This is a genomic window from Microbacterium sp. NPDC096154, assembly GCF_040302945.1.
In the GTDB taxonomy this organism is placed as follows: domain Bacteria; phylum Actinomycetota; class Actinomycetes; order Actinomycetales; family Microbacteriaceae; genus Microbacterium.
Genome location: NZ_JBEOSM010000023.1, coordinates 1 through 1,796 on the forward strand (window position 1 = coordinate 1; position 1,796 = coordinate 1,796).

2 protein-coding genes are annotated in these 1,796 nt (G+C 35.7%); both read left to right on the forward strand.

The window, feature by feature from the left end; translation table 11 throughout:
- The first annotated feature begins 459 nt into the window (after nucleotides 1-459).
- Nucleotides 460-609, forward strand: coding sequence for a toxin-antitoxin system HicB family antitoxin (locus ABTW64_RS15305; RefSeq protein WP_350502499.1), 150 nt, complete (start codon nucleotides 460-462; stop codon nucleotides 607-609).
- 571 nt (nucleotides 610-1,180) lie between these two features.
- A partial coding sequence (locus ABTW64_RS15310) for a rolling circle replication-associated protein (RefSeq protein WP_442759280.1) occupies nucleotides 1,181-1,796 on the forward strand: 616 nt, incomplete at its 3' end.

The following is a 1,796-nucleotide window of genomic DNA, read 5'->3' on the forward strand; positions in this document are numbered from 1 at the left end:
TTATTTTTCGAGTAGAGGGTTAAAGAAGCCTGAAGAGTATATTTTGACGGAAAAAGAAAAAGAGACTCTGCTAAAGTCTCATGACGAATATATAACATATTCCAAAAACTATGAAAATGAATATCTAGGCAATATTCATAAGATACAAATTAACTTAAATCGCAAAAGTTAACAGCGCTATTTTAACACATAGAAAATAAAAATACTATGACTTTACCGTTTTCTAATAGCGGGTAAAGTGTTCAAACTTTGACAATGGGACTCCTATAATGGGGTCCTTATTTAATTTCCTTGAAAATATAAAATCCGCCCTTTTGCGTGTGGGTGGGGTGACTCCAGTTGGGGCCCCCGACACCGCAAGGCGGATTTATTTTATTTATAAAAGACCGAGAGAAATAACACTAACCATTATGGTATTGACATGATACCACTTTGATACTATAATGATACCATAAGGAGGTGAAGTTATTGGGAAAAGCGGTTTTTTCTCTAAGGCTTACTGAAGACCTACACGAATGGTTAAAAAAAGAAGCTGAAAAGAGAGGTATGTCGGTCAACGCTTTGATTTCATACATACTGAGCGAATATAAAGACGATAAAGAGTTTTAACGGAGTAGTTCTACGTAGTGAAAGCGTAGCGGTTCCTTTACTTGGAAAGGCGACTCTGATAACCTAGTTCGGTTTGCCACATTAAAGATTTCTAGAAGGTGGCGACGGTGGCAAGTAATCTGGGTCGCAAAGGTTCCGAGTCAAGGATTCATGGAGTAGATCTACGCAGTGGTGATGGTGAAGCGCAACTAAAAAAACAAGAAAAGAGGACGAGCACATGTTTAATATTTCTTATTACAAAACCGAAGACACAAAAGTAATGGTGGTTACATTACACGCACTAAAACAAACTATCATTTTGCAACCAGGATTCTTTTATAAAATTTCAGGAGTTGATAGAAAAGTAATAACCGGCTGCGGCGAATTTAGTGGTACAATTCTAGTAGATTTAGGATTTATATTTCCGTTTAAATCTGATAGAAAAATAGGTTAATATTTAATCGCTATTTCTGTTTCTTACTTAACTTGATTATAGCGATTAATAAGCAGAAAAATTTAGACAAGGAAGAGAGGTATTTTATAATTGAGGTATCGTCACAAACTAATAAAAAGTGGCGGTGTATGGGAATTATTGAGCTACGAGAAAGAGGTAGCAACAGGTAAAGATGCAGTTCGTGAAAATGCTGGTAGGAAAAAACAGTCTGATCATGATTGGATAAATGATGCTGAAACAAAGATGAAGAACAGGTCTGATGTGTTATATCGTGCAAGGAAGCAAGTGTTTAACCAAGCAAATGCCAATGCAAATGCGTGGAACGAGCAACCGAAATTTTTCACACTTACATATGCTGAAAACATGCAGGACATAAAACAATCTAACTATAACTTCAAAAAGTTTATCCAAAGGCTGAATTACACTTTAAAAATAAAACTAAAATACACTGCTGTAATTGAGTTTCAGAAACGAGGGGCTATACATTATCACCTATTGGTCTATAACCTTCCTTACACGCCTGTAGACGTTCTATCGGACATCTGGGGTCATGGGTTTGTTAAAATAAATAAAATAGACCACGTGGACAATGTAGGGGCTTATATAACGAAATATATGATAAAGGATAATATTGACGAAAGATTACTTGGAGAGAAGTCTTATTTTTCGAGTAGAGGGTTAAAGAAGCCTGAAGAGTATATTTTGACGGAAAAAGAAAAAGAGACTCTGCTAAAGTCTCATGACGAATATATAA